The 14,873-nt window shown below is 72.6% G+C and carries 13 protein-coding genes; all 13 read right to left on the bottom strand.

The window, feature by feature from the left end:
- Positions 1-12: 12 nt before the first annotated feature.
- Positions 13-3,675 carry a chromosome segregation protein SMC gene (gene smc, locus AB0H37_RS07655; protein WP_360611883.1) on the bottom strand — a complete coding sequence of 1,221 codons (3,663 nt, stop codon included), beginning with the start codon at positions 3,673-3,675 and terminating at the stop codon, positions 13-15.
- Positions 3,676-4,746: 1,071 nt separating this feature from the next.
- Entirely contained in the window at positions 4,747-4,944 is a 198-nt protein-coding gene (locus tag AB0H37_RS07650; protein ID WP_089312889.1) for a hypothetical protein, read from the bottom strand.
- A gap of 178 nt (positions 4,945-5,122) precedes the next feature.
- On the bottom strand, positions 5,123-5,428 hold the full coding sequence (locus tag AB0H37_RS07645; RefSeq protein ID WP_329094030.1) for an acylphosphatase: 306 nt from the start codon (positions 5,426-5,428) through the stop codon (positions 5,123-5,125).
- Between the two features lie 19 nt (positions 5,429-5,447).
- Positions 5,448-6,341, bottom strand: a complete 894-nt coding sequence (gene mutM, locus AB0H37_RS07640) for a bifunctional DNA-formamidopyrimidine glycosylase/DNA-(apurinic or apyrimidinic site) lyase (RefSeq protein ID WP_329094032.1) — start codon at positions 6,339-6,341, stop codon at positions 5,448-5,450.
- Positions 6,334-7,179 (bottom strand): ribonuclease III, encoded by an 846-nt coding sequence (rnc, locus tag AB0H37_RS07635; RefSeq protein WP_360611882.1) that lies wholly within the window; start codon positions 7,177-7,179, stop codon positions 6,334-6,336. Before rnc ends, mutM begins: the two co-directional genes overlap by 8 nt.
- A 276-nt stretch (positions 7,180-7,455) precedes the next feature.
- Positions 7,456-7,635, bottom strand: a complete 180-nt coding sequence (gene rpmF, locus AB0H37_RS07630) for a 50S ribosomal protein L32 (protein WP_149257815.1) — start codon at positions 7,633-7,635, stop codon at positions 7,456-7,458.
- 1 nt (position 7,636) lies between these two features.
- Positions 7,637-8,284 (bottom strand): YceD family protein, encoded by a 648-nt coding sequence (locus tag AB0H37_RS07625; protein WP_179833352.1) that lies wholly within the window; start codon positions 8,282-8,284, stop codon positions 7,637-7,639.
- Positions 8,285-8,379: 95 nt separating this feature from the next.
- Positions 8,380-8,862: a pantetheine-phosphate adenylyltransferase gene (gene coaD / locus AB0H37_RS07620; protein WP_089312894.1), complete on the bottom strand. Its 483-nt coding sequence runs from the start codon at positions 8,860-8,862 to the stop codon at positions 8,380-8,382.
- A 94-nt stretch (positions 8,863-8,956) separates the two neighbouring features.
- Positions 8,957-10,408: a penicillin-binding transpeptidase domain-containing protein gene (locus AB0H37_RS07615; protein WP_360611881.1), complete on the bottom strand. Its 1,452-nt coding sequence runs from the start codon at positions 10,406-10,408 to the stop codon at positions 8,957-8,959.
- A gap of 30 nt (positions 10,409-10,438) precedes the next feature.
- A complete protein-coding gene (gene rsmD, locus AB0H37_RS07610) occupies positions 10,439-11,005 on the bottom strand; it encodes a 16S rRNA (guanine(966)-N(2))-methyltransferase RsmD (protein ID WP_329094043.1) in 567 nt (188 codons plus the stop codon).
- 608 nt (positions 11,006-11,613) lie between these two features.
- Positions 11,614-12,477, bottom strand: a complete 864-nt coding sequence (locus tag AB0H37_RS07605) for a HEAT repeat domain-containing protein (protein ID WP_329094045.1) — start codon at positions 12,475-12,477, stop codon at positions 11,614-11,616.
- A 68-nt stretch (positions 12,478-12,545) separates the two neighbouring features.
- On the bottom strand, positions 12,546-12,626 hold the full coding sequence (locus AB0H37_RS07600) for a putative leader peptide (protein WP_143227168.1): 81 nt from the start codon (positions 12,624-12,626) through the stop codon (positions 12,546-12,548).
- A 57-nt stretch (positions 12,627-12,683) separates the two neighbouring features.
- Complete coding sequence (gene recG, locus AB0H37_RS07595; protein ID WP_360611880.1) at positions 12,684-14,873, bottom strand: ATP-dependent DNA helicase RecG; 2,190 nt, start codon at positions 14,871-14,873, stop codon at positions 12,684-12,686.

The following is a 14,873-nucleotide window of genomic DNA, read 5'->3' as shown; positions in this document are numbered from 1 at the left end:
CCGCGCGGCGGGTCAGTCGAGGTCGCGCAGGCGCTGGCTGACGACCTGGGTGACGCCGTCGCCGCGCATGCTGACGCCGTAGAGGGCGTCGGCGCCCTCCATGGTGCGCTTCTGGTGCGTGATGACGATCAGCTGGGACGACTCGCGCAGCTCCTCGAAGACCGTGATCAGCCGCTGGGTGTTGGTGTCGTCGAGCGCGGCCTCGACCTCGTCCAGCACGTAGAACGGGGACGGGCGGGCCTTGAACACGGCGACGAGGAACGCGATGGCCACGAGGGACCGCTCGCCGCCCGACAGCAGCGACAGCCGCTTGACCTTCTTGCCGGGCGGGCGGGCCGAGACCTCGACGCCCGTGGTGAGCATGTCGCCCGGCTCGGTCAGCGAGAGGCTGCCCTCGCCGCCGGGGAACAGCCGGGCGAAGATCCGCTCGAACTCGCGGGCGGTGTCGTCGTAGGCGGTGGCGAACACCTGCTGGACGCGGTCGTCGACCTCCTTGACCAGGCCGAGCAGTTCGCGCTGGGTCTTCTTCAGGTCCTCCAGCTGGGAGGTGAGGAACGCGTGCCGCTCCTCCAGGGCGGCGAACTCCTCCAGGGCCAGCGGGTTGATCTTGCCGAGCTGGTTGAGCTGCCGCTCGGCGGTCTTGGCGCGCTTCTCCTGGACGGCCCGCTCGTACGGGGCGGGCCGCGCGTCCTCGCCCTTGTCCGGGTCGGCCGGGACGGGCTGGTCGGGCCCGTACTCCGACACCAGCGACTCGACCTCCAGGCCGAACTCCTCCAGGGCCCGCTGCTCGAACTGCTCCAGCCGCAGCCGCTGCTCGGCGCGGGCGACCTCGTTGCCGTGGACGACGTTGACCAGGCGTTCGAGGGTCGAGGACAGCTCGCGGACCTGCCCGCGGACGACCTTCAGCTCGGCCTCGCGCGCCGCCTTGGCCTGCTCGGCGGCCTCGCGGCGGCGCACCGCGGCGGCGAGGGAGTGCTCGATGCGCTCCAGGGCCGCGCGGGCGCCCCGCAGGACGGCCTTGGCGACCCGGGCCTGCTCCTCCCGGCGGGCGCGGCGCTGGGCGGCGCGGGCCCGCTCCTCGCGCTCGCGGTGGGCGCCGCGTTCGAGGGCGTCGGCGCGTCCGGCGATGGCCTGGACGCGCTCCTCCGCGGTGCGGACCGCGAGCCGCGCCTCCATCTCCGCGGTGCGCAGCTCCTGGCAGCGGGCGTTCAGCTCGTCGCGCGACTCGGTGTCGTGCCCGGCCTCCTCGGCCACCTCGGCGGCCTCCTCGGCCTCGGCGAGCCGCACCGCCAGCTCCTCGGCCGCCTCGGTGTCGCGTTCGAGGGACTCCCCCGCCGCGTCCAGGGCCTTGGTCAGCCGCTCGGCCTCGCCCCGCGCGGCCCGGACGTCGGCCTCCAGGCGGGCGGCGCGCTTGGCCTCCTGCGCCGCCTGCGCGTCGTACTCCCGCAGCCGCACGCGGACGCGGTCGAGTTCGGCCTGCGCGCGGTCGACCCCCGCCCGGGCGTCACCGGCGGCGGCTTCGGCCCCCTCGACGGCGGCCTGGGCGGCGTGCTCGCGCTCCACCGCCTCGGTGAGCCCGCCGGCCGCGGCGGCAGCGGCGGTCTCGGCCGCGGCGAGATCCTCGGTGGCCTGGTCGAGCGTCGCGCGCATCTGCAGGAGGCTCTGCCCCCCGCCCGCGGCGCCGCCCTGCGCCCAGTGCGCCCCGACGAGCTCCCCGTCCCGCGTGACGGCCCGCAGCGACGCCTCCCCGCGCACGAGCGCGACCGCGGCGGGAACGTCCTCGACCACGACCACGTCCCGCAGCAGATGCTCGAACGCGGGCCGCACGGCATCCGGGACGCCGACCGCGTCGATGGCGTAGTCGGCCCCGGCGACCCGCTCGGCCCGCGCCGGCGCCCCGCCGCCGATGACCAGCCCGGCGCGTCCGGCGTCGCGGGAGCGCAGCAGCGCGAGGGCGGCCCCGGCGGTGTCCAGGGACCCGACCGCGATGGCCTCGGCGGCGCCGCCGAGCGCGGCGGCGATGGCGGTCTCGTACCCGGGCCGGACGTTCAGCAGCGAGGCGACCGTGCCCAACACCCCGCCGAGCGACCCGTCAGCGCCCGCCGACAGCAGCGCCTCCCCGCCGTCGGCGGCGCTGGCGAGCGTGAGGTTCAGGGCCTCGATCCGGGCCTGGAGGGCCGCGACCTGCTTCTGGGCCGTCTGGTCGGCGGTGCGGGCCGCCCCCGCGGCCGACCGGGCCTCCTTCAGCGCGCGGCGCGGGCCGTCCACGGCGGCGCGGGCCGTCTCGGCGGCGTCCTTGGCCGCGGCGAGCGCCTCCTGCGCGGTCTCGTGCTCGGCCGCGAGCGCGGGATCCTCGACGACCTCGGCCTCGAACGCCTCGAACTCGGCCTGCGCGGCCTCGGTGCGCTGCCCGGCCTCCTCCCGCGCGTCCGCGAGCCGCCCGATCTCCGACCGTCCGGCCTGCGCCTTGCTGCGCAGCGCCTCGACCCGGCCGCGCAGCCGGGCCAGCTCCTCGCGGCGGTCGGCGGCGGCGCGGGCCGCGGACTGGAGCCGCCGATCCTCGGCGGCGAGGGCCTCCTCCGCGGCCGACCGCTCGTCCACGGCGTGGGAGAGCCCGTCCCGGGCCCCGTCCAGCGCCTCGCGGAGCATCTCCTCCTGCTCGCGGATCTCGGCGGCCTCGCGCTCCATGTCCTCGGGGTCGCGGCCGCGCCGCTCCTCCTCGCGCGCCTCGGCGGCGTTGCGGTGCCGCTCGGCGGCGAGGTCGGCGACGCCGCGGAGCCGCTCCTTCAGCGCCGACAGCTGGAACCAGGTGTCCTGGACCTGCGCGAGCCTCGGCGCCTGCTCCGCCTCCTCCGCCTCCAGGACGGCCTCGCGCTCCTGCGCCCCGCCCAGCGCCCGCTCGGTCTCGGTGCGCCGCTCCCGGATCGCGGCCTCGTCGGCGGCCTCCTGCTCCAGCCTCGTCCGCAGCGTGACCATGTCGTCGGCGAGCAGCCGCAGCCGGGCGTCCCGCAGGTCGGCCTGGATCACCGCGGCCCGGCGCGCGATCTCCGCCTGCCGGCCGAGAGGCTTCAACTGCCGCCGCAGCTCGCCGGTCAGGTCCTGCACGCGCGTGAGATTGCCCTGCATCGCGTCCAGCTTGCGGAGGGCCTTCTCCTTGCGCTTGCGGTGCTTGAGGACGCCGGCCGCCTCCTCGATCACCGCGCGCCGCCCCTCCGGCCCCGAGTGCAGGACGCGGTCGAGCTGCCCCTGCCCGATGATCACGTGCATCTCGCGGCCGATGCCCGAGTCCGACAGCAGCTCCTGGATGTCCAGCAGCCGGCAGGCGTCACCGTTGATCGCGTACTCGCTCGACCCCGACCGGAACATCAGCCGGCTGATGGTGACCTCGGTGTAGTCGATCGGCAGCGCGCCGTCGGAGTTGTCGATCGTCAGCACGACCTCGGCGCGCCCCAGCGGCGCCCGGTTGGCCGTCCCGGCGAAGATGACGTCCTCCATCTTGCCGCCGCGCAGCGACTTGGCGCCCTGCTCGCCCATCACCCAGGCCAGCGCGTCCACCACATTGGACTTACCGGACCCGTTGGGCCCGACCACGGCGGTGATCCCCGGCTCGAACTTGAGCGTGGTGGACGACGCGAAGGACTTGAAGCCGCGCAGCGTCAGATTCTTCAGATACACGCGCCAGCCGTCCCCCTCCTACGACGCCCACACCTGCAACATCCGAAGCACGATACTGGGTTCATTGCTTTTTTCTCCTCCTTCGGGCCTTGGCGGCCCTCCATCGTCGAAAAAAGCGGGCGATCGCTGGCATCGCTTCGACTCGCCTTGGCGGCTCGCTGCGCGATCAGGTTCTCGCTTCGCTCGAACCTGCCTTCGGACGCGATCGCAACCAGGGAGATCGTTGCGTGGTTGCCATCGGGGCTGAGGCGGTGCTCAGTGGTTTTCTCTCCGCCTTCGGGCCTGGCGGCCCTGCTGTGCCTATTGCAGTGCTCTCCTCCTTCGGGCCCGGAGGGCCCTCCATCGTCGGGCACCGCGGCGATCGCTGGCATCGCTTCGGCTCGCCTGGCGGCTCGCTGCGCGATCAGGTTCTCGCTTCGCTCGAACCTGCCTTCGGACGCGATCGCGACCGGGGAGGCGTTGCGTGGTTGCTACCGGGGCTGAGGCAGTCGCAGTAGTGGGTTGCCGAGGGTGACGACGGATCTGCTGGGCGCAACGGCGGCGAGACGTGGTGCAAGCCCGCACGACTCCACCGAGTAGCAACGGGCCGGCGAGGTGGGCGATGCCCACGAACGTCCACAATGCCGCCATTGGAGAAGGCGAACGAGAACTCGCGAGGCGTGACCGCACAGCGGCTTCCGGCGAGGTGAAGGACGGGCCGCATTGCCCCGATGGCGACGTTGGAGATCGCTCGGGGCAAGCAAGGTCGGCCGCTCCTACGAGCGCTGCACTTGCGGCAACCTCAACGGCTGACTAGCGTCCGGAGGCAGGTGGAACTCGCACACGTCAACATGCAGCGAGCCGCATAGGCAACCTGGTCCCACCGACCGCAACCGACTACTGCGACGACCTCAGGCTCCACCGCAACCACGCGACAGCCTTGGGGACCGCGATCGCGTCCGAAGGCAGGTTCGAGCGAAGCGAGAACCTGATCGCGCAGCGAGCCGCCAGGCGAGACGGAGCGATGCCAGCGATCGCCTGCTTTTCTCGACGATGGAGGGCCGCCAAGGCCCGAAGGAGGAGAAAAAGCAATCAAGTCAGAGCGGGTTCGCGCTCCTTCATCGGAAGCGACATCACTTCGTCGTCCGTCGCCGTCGCAAGCGCGTCGTTCTCTGCCTGGAGCCGTACGAGCTCGGCCTCCAGGTCACGTACGCGCTGCTGCAGGCGCCGCATCTCCGCGACCATCCGGGGGTCGGGACCGCCGACGTGGCCGAGTAGAGCCTTCGCCATGACTAAGGGTCCTCCACGCTGAGTAACCAGCAGGGATCGCGCACGAGAAACTGCTGAAGCAGGTGCGCGTACCTTCTAGAGTCGCACCGGCCGCTGTCCTGGTCAAGAAGCACATCACAGGCCGGTAACAACCTTCCACCCCTAGTTTAGCAGGTACGAACCGGCACTCCCTACCCGGTCAGCGTTCCCGGAACCCGGGAGCCTCTCCGCGCGGCGGGCCCCAGCGGTCGATGACGCCGGTCACAGCGCCGGGACGTCCGGGAACGCCGCCGGGGACGTCGCCGTCCAGGATCTCCAGGAGCCGGCGGCAGTCGCCGCGCGGGCCCTCGGCCACGACCTCGACGCGGCCGTCGCCGAGGTTCGTGGCGCTGCCGGCGAGGCCCAGTTCGAGCGCCCGGGACCTGACCCACCAGCGGAACCCGACGCCCTGGACGCGTCCGCGCACCCAGGCCGTGAGCCGCACGACCTCGTCGTCCTCGTTCATCGCTCCCCCCTCGGTACCGTCAGTACCGTGCCCGCCTGGGGCGCGGCTGGCACACCGGGCAGCTGTAGGACGAGCGGTTCATGAACTCGTCGCGGCGGATCGGGGAGCCGCAGCGGCGGCAGGGCTCGTCCCGCCGTCCGTAGGCGTCCAGGGACCGCTCGAAGTAGCCGCTCTCGCCGTTGACGTTCACGTAGAGGCTGTCGAAGGAGGTGCCGCCGACCTCCAGGGCGGCCGCCATGACCTCTCGTGCGGCCTCCAGGACGCGCGCGGCGTCCGCCCGGCTCATCGTCTCGGTCGGCCGCGCCCAGTGCAGCCTGGCGCGCCACAGCGCCTCGTCGGCGTAGATGTTGCCGACCCCGCTGATGAGCGACTGGTCGAGGAGGGCCCGTTTGATCCCGGTCCTGCGGCGGCGCAGGGCGCGGTAGAAGGCCTCCGCGTCGAAGGCGTCCTCCAGCGGGTCGGCGGCGATGTGCGCGATCGGCCCGGGGACGAGCGCCCGCCCGTCGAAGGCGTCCGGGACGAGGTCGGCGACCATGAGGTGCCCGAACGTCCGCTGGTCGACGAAGCGCAGGTCGAGGCCGTCGTCGTCGAACTCGACGCGGACCCGCAGATGCTTCTCGCGTTCCCGGTCGGGCTCGCCGACGAGCAGCTGCCCGCTCATGCCGAGGTGCGCGAGCACCGCCTCACCGGGGGCTTCGTCCTCCTCGTCCCGGAGCGGGATCCACAGGTACTTGCCGCGGCGGCGGGGCGCCAGCATGGTGCGCTTGGCGAGCCGCCCGGCGAAGTCGGCGGGGCCCTCGGCGTGCCGGCGCACCGACCGCGGGTGCAGGACCTCGGCGGACGCGACGGTGCGGCCGGTCGTCCAGCGTTCCAGTCCGCGCCGGACGACCTCGACCTCGGGGAGCTCAGGCACCGGCCTGCGCCGCCTGCCCGGCCTCCCTGGCCGCGTCCGCGGCCTCGGCGGCCTGCTCGCCCTGCGCCATCGCCGTCTCCGGCGCCACCGCCTCGCCCGGCGCCACCTCGCCCTGGGGCGCCTCACGCCGGACGACGATCTCGCGGATGGCGTTCCAGGCGGCCTCGGCGGCGTGCTGCTCGGCCTCCTTCTTGCTGCGGCCCTCGCCGGCCCCGTAGGTCTGGCCGCCGACCCGCACGGAGGCGCGGAACGTCTTCTGGTGGTCGGGGCCGCTCTCGGCGACGTGGTACTCGGGGACGCCGAGCTCCTCGACGGCGGTGAGCTCCTGGAGGGAGGTCTTCCAGTCCAGGCCGGCGCCGAGACCCGCCGACCGCTTGATCAGCGCGTCGAAGAGCCGGTGCACCAGCGCGGACGCCTCGCCGAGGCCCCGGTCGAGGTAGACGGCGCCGATCAGCGCCTCCAGCGTGTCGGCGAGGATCGAGGACTTGTCGCGCCCCCCGGTGCCCTCCTCGCCGCGGCCGAGCCGGATGTGGGCGCCGACGCCGAGGCCGCGGGCGACGCCGGCGAGGGCGCGCATGTTGACCACGGCGGCGCGCAGCTTGGCGAGCTGCCCCTCGGGCAGGTCGGGGTGGCCGCGGAACAGGGTGTCGGTGACGACGAGGCCCAGCACCGAGTCGCCGAGGAACTCCAGGCGCTCGTTGGTGGGCAGGCCGCCGTTCTCGTAGGCGTAGGAACGGTGTGTCAGGGCGCGTTCGAGCAGCTCGGCGCCCACGTCGACGCCGAGTGCGCCGGTCAGTTCCGCGCGCTCCGGCGCGGGTTCGCTCTTCTTAGCGCTCACAGGCCCTCCTCGCAGGCCGTGCACCGCGCAACGCGCGGTCGCCTCTGCGGCGCGCGGCCGGTGGGCCGGGACGGCGAGGACGCGCAGCGAGGAGGGTCCGCGAAGACGAGGTGCGCGCCGGTCGGTGTGATCCCGGCGTGCACCACGGCTCCGGGCGCAGTCTCCGCGCCGGCCACCACGCCGACGTCACGCGCCGGGTGGTCGGGGTGGGTCGTCCTTCCGCACCATGAGGGGCGGGCCGCATACGCGGATCCGCCCCCCAGGATGCGAGAAGACTCAGGCCGACGGGGCGATGACCTGCCGCCGGTCGTAGGTTCCGCACGTCGCGCACGCGGTGTGGGGCAGCTTGTGGTCGCGGCACGTCGGGCACTCGACCAGGTTCGGCGCGGCGGTCTTCCACTGCGCACGCCGGTGCCGCGTGTTGCTGCGCGACTTCTTCCGCTTCGGGACGGCCACGTCAGCCCTCCTGCTTTCCTTCTCGTCGGTCCGATGATTCACGGGTGCCGGAGCGCCCGTTCCCCCGGTCGGGGGCTGCCGGCTCCATGTCGCCGGCAAGGTCCCGCAGCGCCGCCCACCGGGGGTCGGCGACGTCGTGGCGATGGCCCGGCTCGACGTCAGCGAGCCGCGCACCGCATTCCGGGCACAGGCCCGGGCAGTCGTCCCGGCACAGCGGGGACAGCGGCAGCGCGAGCACCACCGCGTCCCGCAGGACCGGTTCGAGGTCGATCAGGTCGCCCTCGAGGCGGAGCTCGTCGTCGTCGGCGTTCCCGCCCGAGCGGGTGTCGTCGTAGACGAACAGCTCCTGAAAATCCGCCTCGAAGGTCGAGGCGATCGGGTCGAGGCAGCGGGAGCACTCCCCCGTGAGGGGGACCGTCGCCGTGCCCGTGACGAGCACCCCCTCCAGGACCGCTTCGAGCCGGAGATCCAGATCGATCGCGGCGCCTTCAGGGACGCCCACCATCTCGACGCCGAAATTCCCCGGTGCCGGCACGGACAGGTGCTCCTCCCGCGACGACCCGGGTTGCCTGCCCAGAGCTCGGGTGTCGAGCTTGAACGGGGCGTTGGGGTCGTTGCGTGTCAGCGGATTCCTGCTTTCGTGAGGCATGGTCGAACGGCGGCCGCCATTGATGGCCGATGTCCCAGGGTACCGAACACCGGCCGCTGACCCAACTCGCGGCCCGCCCACCAGGAGCGGGCCCGTCAGCCGCCCTTCTGGAGCCGCTGCACCAGCCGGTCGTGGACGCTGTCGGGGACGAGGCCGGAGACGTCCCCGCCGAACCTCACGACCTCCTTCATCAGGCTGGACGACAGGAACGCGTACTCGGGGTTGGTCGCCATGAAGAGCGTCTCCACGCCGGCGATCCGGTGGTTCATCTGGGCCATCTGCAGCTCGTACTCGTAGTCGCTCACGGCCCGCAGGCCCCGGACGATCACCGGGATGTCCTGCTCCTTGCAGTAGTCGACGGTGAGCCCGTAGAAGGTGTCGACCGTGACGTTGCCGTACTCCCGGGTGACCTCGGAGATCATGTCGGCGCGCTCGTCCACGGTGAACAGGCTCTTCTTGCTCTTGTTGATCAGCACGGCGACGACCACCTCGTCGTAGAGGCGGGAGGCGCGGCTGATGATGTCGAGATGCCCGTTGGTGACGGGGTCGAACGATCCCGGACAGACGACACGGCGCACGGCGCGAACCCCTTCGGTCCCGGTTTCTGACCTGCGGCGTGAACGTACCAAATCGCATTCGGCCGGGTTTCCACCGGGCTCGCCGGGGCCGTCCTCAGCCGGCCAGCGCGTCGACGATCCTGGCGGCGACGGGGCCGGACTCGATGCCGTACCCGGACGCCTCGGTCATCACCGCGACCGCGTACCGCGGATCGCTGCGCGGGCCGAACCCGATGAACCAGCGGTCGTTGTAGGAGGCGCCCTCGACGTCGGCGGTCCCGGTCTTGCCGCCGAGGATGGACGTCCCCCGCAGGGACTTGCCGGTGCCCCGCTCGACCACGGCCTCCATCATGTCCCGCATCTGCTTCGCCTGGTCCCCCGTCAGCGCGCGGGACATCCGCTGCGACGAGATCCTGTCGACCGTCGAGCCGTCCGGGGCGCGCAGCCTGTCGACCAGCCGGGGGCTCATGACCTCCCCGTCGTTGAGGACCGCGGCGGCGACCATGGCCATCTGCAGCGGCGAGGCGACCGTGCTGCCCTGCCCGATGGAGCCGAGCGCGCTGAGCGACGGCTGGTCGGTCGCGGGGAAGGAGCTGGGGGCGCTCTTCAGGCCGTCCGCGAACTCGATCCGGTCGCCGAACCCGAACCTGCCCGCCTGCGCGCTGACGGCGTCGTTGCCCGGTTTCTGGGCGCCCATGTAGGCGAACGTGGTGTTGCAGGACTGCGCGTACGCCTCGATGAGGGGGATCTGGGGGAGGTCGCACGAGCCGCCGATGTCGCCCGCGTCGTTGTTGATCGCCTGCCCCGCGCCCGGCGGCTTGTAGCTGCGTCCGGCCTTGACGCGCGCGTCCTCGCCCGTTCCGGATCTGAGCGCCGCCGCGGCGACCACGGTCTTGAACGTGGAGCCGGGCGGGAACAGCTCGTAGGCGGCCTTGTTGAGCAGCGGCTTGCGCGGCTGGTCGCCGAGCCGGTCGAACGCCTCCGTGGCCTTCTCCCTGTCGAGCGTCGACACCTCGTTGGGGTCGTAGGACGGCGTGGAGGCCATCACCAGGATCGCGCCGGTGCGCGCGTCGAGGACGACCGCCGCCCCCCGGCCCGCGCCGCTCGACCGAAGCGCCTCGTAGGCGGCGCGCTGCGCGTCGGGGTCGACGGTCGACACCACCGTGCCGCCGGGGACGTGCTTGCCGATCAGTTTGTCGACGAGGCCGGAGGTGGCGAGACGGTCGTCGGTCCCGTCCATGAAGTGGTTCTCGGCCTCTTCCAGGCCGGTCTGGGAGAACACCGAGAAGTAGCCGGTGACCGGCGCGAAGGCGGCGCCGTCCTTGTAGCGGCGCTGGTAGAGGTCGTCGCCGACCTGCTCGGACCAGGCGAGCCGCTCCCCGCCCGCGACGATGGGCCCCCGATCGATCTTGAAACGGTCCTCGAACTGGCGGGCGTTGAGCGGATCGTCCCGCAGTCCCTGCGCCTGGAAGCCCTGCACGTAGGTGACGTTCACCAGGAGCGCCAGGATCAGGAGCAGGGTGATCACCCAGATGCGTGCCACCGCGCGGTCGATCCCGGGCTCCATGCGGATGGCTCTACCCGAACCGCCGTGATGTCAACGGCCGGCGGCGCGGCCGTACCAGAACACCGCCTCGCCGTAGCGTCGCTCCCGCTCGGCCTCGTAGCCGCCGGGCCACTCCAGCGCCGGGCCGCGGGCGGCGCGTTCCACGACGACCAGCGCGTCCGGGGACGCCCACCCGTTGTCGCGCAGGTCCTCCAGCAGCGCGGTGACGGACGCGTCCGCCAGCGCGTACGGCGGGTCGGCGAAGATCAGGTCGTAGGGCTCGTCCGGCGCCTTGCGAGCGAGCCGCTCCACCTTGTCCGCGCAGGGGACGGCGCCGGGCAGCCCGAGCGCCCCGGCGTTCTGCCGGATCACCTTCATCGCGCGCGGGTGCGACTCGACCAGCAGCGCGTGGGCGGCGCCCCGCGACAGTGCTTCGAGACCGACGGCGCCCGAGCCCGCGTACAGGTCGGCGACGCGCAGCCCGTCCAGCGGACCGAGCAGCGCCAGAACCGTGGAGAAAAGCCCCTCCCGCGCACGATCGCTGGTCGGCCTGGTATCCCGCCCCCCAGGAACGACCAACCGCCGCCCCCCAGCAACCCCAGCAATGACCCGGCTCACTGTTTTAGTATTGCGCTTCTCTCCTCCTTCGGGCCTGGCGGCCCTCCATCGTCGAGAAACGCGGGCGATCGCTGGCATCGCTCCGGCTCGCCTTGCGGCTCGCTGCGCGATCAGGTTCTCGCAAGCTCGAACCTGCCTTCGGACGCGATCGCGACCATTGACGTCCTCGCGGGGTTGCGCAGCAGCTCGGGTCTGCGCGGAGAGATTCGATCGCTGGCGAGGGTGAGCACGGCAAAGCGGGCCGCCAGCGCCGTGCCACGCTGACGACCCGCCTGTGGCCGGCACCAGCTTCGGACCGAAGGGACCGGCCACGTCTTCTCTCGCGTTCGGCTCGAACGACCGCGAGAACCTCACCGCCCAGCAAGCCGCCAGGCAAGCCGGACAAAACCACAGAAACCCACTACCGCACCACCTCAGCCACCGCACCTACCTCAGCCACCACAGGACCCCGCAACAAGCTGGGGGCCGCGATCGCGTCCGAAGGCAGATTCAAGCGAAGCAAGAATCTGATCGCGCAGCGAGCCGCAAGGCGAGTCGAAGCGATGCCAGCGATCGCCCGCTTTATCGACGATGGAGGGCCGCCAGGCCCGAAGGAGGAGAAAAAGCAATTAAGCAAGACTCCAGCGGGCTTGGGTTCGGACTCCGGGGTCGGGGTCGGCGAGGGTTTCGGTGAGGGCTGTCACTACCTCCGGGATGTCGGTGGCCCACTGTTCGAGGGCCTGGACGGCGGCCCGGCGAACGTCGACCGTGCGGTCGTGCAGGGCCTTGATCAGCGGTTGGACGGCGACCTCGGGGCGGGCCTTGGCCAGGGCGCGGACGGCGTGGCCGCGGACCTGCCAGTTGGCGTGGGCGATCGAGGTGACGACGCGTCCTTCGAGGGGTTCGGGGATGCCGAGTTCGGCGGCGGCGGTGAGGGCGGCGATGCGGACGACCGGGTCGTGGTCGGCGAGGAGGTGTTCGAGCGCGGGCAGGCCGGACGGGCGGGCGAGGCGGCCGAGGCCGTCGGCGACGGCGACGCGGACCTCGCGGGACGGGTCGTCGGCGGCCTCGGCGACGCGGGCGGCCTCGCGCAGCGCCACCAGGCCGATGACGGCCTGGATGCGGACCTGCGGTTCGTCGTCCTCGAAGCCCTGGGCGTACAGCTCGCCGGCGCCCTTGGCGAGGATGCCGATCAGGTCGGCGGCGGTGTCGCGGACGGCGGTGTCGCGGCCTCCGGCCGCGGCGAGGAGCAGGGCGTCGACGCCGTCGTCGCCGAAGTAGAGCTCGGGCAGGTCGCGCAGCGCGTCGGCGGCGACGCGGCGGACGTCCTCGTGGTCGTCGGCGAGCGCCCAGGCGAAGGTGTCGCCGGTGCCGCGCGGCGCCTCTCCCGTTCGGGCGGCCCGGACGAGCGCCGTGAGGGCGTCGACGCGTGTCGCGGGGTCGGGGTCGCGGAGGAACTCCTCCGCCTGGTCGAGCCGGATGGTGCGAGTCATGGGACGTGGCCTCCTGGTCGGCCGTCGGATCCGGAGGCGGGCACGGGCCCGCCGCTGGGGGCTCGGGATCAGCGACGGGAACACAGCGCGCTCGCCTGGCGCCGGAGGTCGACGTGCAGGCGGGCGATCAGCGCACGACTCGGGTTCACGCGTTCATCGTGTCCCGCGCGAGGCGTATTGTCAACCAAATAGGTCGGCAATATCTGTTATGTCTTCTCCAGGAAGTCCGCGCGCTCCTCGTCCAGCAGGGACGTCAGTACGGTGGCCAGGCCGGGGTGGTCCGACAGGTCGGGATCGGCCTCGACGAGCGCGGTGGCCTCCTCGCGGGCGTCGCGGATCACGTCCTCGTCCCGCTGGAGCGTGAGCAGCCGCAGGCTGGACGAGCGCCCGGCCTGCGCGGCGCCGAGCACGTCGCCCTCGCGGCGCTGCTCCAGGTCGAGCCGGGACAGCTTGAACCCGTCGGTGGTGGAGGCGACCGCGTCCAGCCGCTCGCGGGCCTTGCCGCCCGCCGCCGCGTCGGTGACGAGCAGGCAGAGGCCGTGCAGGGAGCCGCGCCCGACGCGCCCGCGCAGCTGGTGGAGCTGGGAGACGCCGAACCGGTCCGCGTCCATGATCACCATGACGGTGGCGTTGGGCACGTCCACGCCGACCTCGATGACCGTGGTGGCGAGCAGGACGTCCAGCTCCCGCGCGGTGAAGCGGCGCATCACCGCGTCCTTCTCGTCCGGGTGGAGCTTGCCGTGCAGGACGCCGATCCGCAGCCCGTCGAGCAGCTCCTCCAGCTTCGGCAGCACCTCCATGATCCCGAGCGGGGACCGGCGGTCGCCCTCCTCGGCCACGACGGCGTCCCCCTCGTCGCCCTCCTGCTCTCCGATGCGCGGGCAGACGATGTAGACCTGCCGGCCGTTGGCCGCCTCCTCCTTGATCCGTTCCCAGGTGCGGGCGAGGAACGCGGGCTTCTCGGGCGGCACGACGTGTGTCTGGATCTGCGACCGTCCCGCCGGGAGCTGCCCGAGCACCGAGGTCTCCAGGTCGCCGAAGACGGTCATCGCCACCGTGCGCGGGATCGGCGTCGCCGTCATGACCAGCACGTGCGGGCGGCCGCCGTCGACCTTCTCGCGCAGGGCGTCCCGCTGCTCGACGCCGAACCGGTGCTGCTCGTCCACCACGACGAGCCCGAGGTCGGCGAACTGGACGGTCTCCTGCAGCAGCGCGTGGGTGCCGACGACGATCCCGGCCGCGCCGGACGCCGCCTCCAGCAGCGCCTCCTTGCGCGCCTTCGCCCCCTGCGACCCGGTCAGCAGCGCCACCCGGGTGGCGTGCTCGGCGCCGCCGATCCGCCCCGCCTGCGCCAGGTCGCCGAGCATCCCGGTGATCGACCGGTAGTGCTGCTGCGCCAGCACCTCGGTCGGCGCCAGCAGCGCCGCCTGCCCTCCCCCGTCCACCACCTGCAACATCGCCCGCAGCGCGACCACCGTCTTCCCCGCGCCGACGTCGCCCTGGAGGAGGCGGTGCATGGGGTGGTGTTCGGCCAGGTCGGCGGCTATCTCGTCGCCTACCTGGCGCTGGCCCTCGGTGAGTTCGAAGGGCAGGCGCGCGTCGAACTCGGACTGGAGGCCCCCGAAGGACGGGGGGCGGGGTTTGGCGGGCAGCGACGCTGCGGCGACGCGGCGCTGGGCGAGGGCCACCTGGACGACGAAGGCCTCGTCCCATTTGAGGCGGGCCTTGGCGCGGCCCAGTTCGTCCCAGGTGCGGGGGCGGTGGATGCCCTCGTACGCCTCGCGCAGGCCGATCAGGTGGCGGCGGCGCAGGAGCGCGTCGGGCATGGGGTCGTCCGGCAGGTCGAGCTGGTCCAGGACGGTCTCGACGGACGTGCTGATCGCCTCGATGGGCAGCGACTTGGTGGACGGGTAGATCGGGATGATCTCGTCCGCCCACTCCTGCGCGGCCTCCTCGGCGCCCTTCTCGTGGACGACCTTGTACTGCGGGTGGGCCAGCTGCCGGACGGTCCTGCCGCTGCGGGGCACGTAGGTGCTGATCTTTCCGGCGAACAGGCCCCGGGTGCCCGGCGACAGCTCCTTCTCGGGCCGGTAGGAGCCCTTGCGGCCGAAGAAGCTGAGCTTGAGCTCGCCGGTCCCGTCGGTGACGGTGATCTCCAGGACGTACCCGGGGCTGCGGGTGAGGGAGCGGCCCTGCACCTTCACGACCTCGGCCATGACGGTCACGTGCTCGCCGTCCTGGAGGCCGCTGAGCTGCGTCAGCTCGCCGCGGTGGGCGTAGCGGCGCGGGTAGTGGTGCAGCAGGTCGCCGACCGTGTGCAGGTCGAGGCCCTTCTTCAGGGCGTTGGCCGTCTTGTCGCCGAGGACCTTGCGCAACGGTTCGTCGAGAGTTGCCAC

It is taken from the genome of Actinomadura sp. NPDC023710 (assembly GCF_040639875.1).
In the GTDB taxonomy this organism is placed as follows: domain Bacteria; phylum Actinomycetota; class Actinomycetes; order Streptosporangiales; family Streptosporangiaceae; genus Spirillospora; species Spirillospora citrea.
This window is presented reverse-complemented; position numbering and strand designations above follow the sequence as displayed.

Coding starts and splice junctions, on each gene's coding strand:
- AB0H37_RS07650 (WP_089312889.1), bottom strand. CDS start 4,944: ATGGCGAAGGCTCTACTCGGCCACGTCGGCGGTCCCGACCCCCGGATG.
- AB0H37_RS07645 (WP_329094030.1), bottom strand. CDS start 5,428: ATGAACGAGGACGACGAGGTCGTGCGGCTCACGGCCTGGGTGCGCGGA.
- AB0H37_RS07625 (WP_179833352.1), bottom strand. CDS start 8,284: ATGCCTCACGAAAGCAGGAATCCGCTGACACGCAACGACCCCAACGCC.
- AB0H37_RS07615 (WP_360611881.1), bottom strand. CDS start 10,408: ATGGAGCCCGGGATCGACCGCGCGGTGGCACGCATCTGGGTGATCACC.
- AB0H37_RS07605 (WP_329094045.1), bottom strand. CDS start 12,477: ATGACTCGCACCATCCGGCTCGACCAGGCGGAGGAGTTCCTCCGCGAC.